The organism is Vibrio sp. 1078-1 (genome assembly GCF_033340475.1).
Window position 1 is genome coordinate 1 of record NZ_JAWOWM010000356.1, and the last position, 700, is coordinate 700.

Genomic DNA, 700 nt, shown 5'->3' on the forward strand with positions numbered 1-700 from the left:
ACCATTTGCTAAATGGAAATAAAGCTCAGGCTCCACTGAGTGCGCGCCTTCAAATGGGTAAGAAAAGCTGGCAAAGAAGACAACCTGCCAAGGTTCTGAACTTGAATCTCGTTTGAACTGCACTTCAACAGGGTGTATTCCTTGTCCATTTCGATAATAATTAAGTTGGCGACAATTCAAGACTAGCCGTTTTGCCTCATCGGATAAGTTGTAACGCGTGAACAATGCTTCTAATTGCTGATGAAGTTGAGGCACTAACGAAACGTCACCATAAGCTGAATTGATCATAACCATCCCTTCTCTGCAAATGAGACACTGCTTTCTCCAACCACAATGTGATCCAGAACTTTGACATCCACTAACGCTAAAGTATCGACAAGCTTACGTGTAATGCGTCTATCTGCCTGAGATGGTGATGGATCTCCGGATGGATGGTTGTGCGCCAGAATGACGGCGGCAGCGTTGACCTCTAAAACGGTTTTAACCACTTCTCGTGGATAAATACTGGCTGAGTCAATGGTTCCTTTGAAGAGCGGTTTGAACTCAATGACGCGGTGCTGACTATCAAGCAGTAGTAGCGCGAAAACTTCGTGCTCTGCGCTGGCTAATTTGAACCGAACATACTCTTTTGTTGCATCCGGGTTACAAAGGGCATCGCCGCGAACATAGCGATTTGCAAGGATTTCTGCGGCATGCTCAA

2 protein-coding genes are annotated in these 700 nt (G+C 45.7%); both read right to left on the reverse strand.

Annotated elements, in window-relative coordinates; all coding sequences use genetic code 11:
- A partial coding sequence (locus tag R7190_RS27550; protein WP_318137892.1) for a DUF2787 family protein occupies positions 1–288 on the reverse strand: 288 nt, incomplete at its 3' end.
- Positions 285–700 (reverse strand): RadC family protein (radC, locus tag R7190_RS27555; RefSeq protein WP_318137893.1); only part of this gene is annotated, 416 nt, incomplete at its 5' end. The genes R7190_RS27550 and radC, both read right to left, overlap by 4 nt.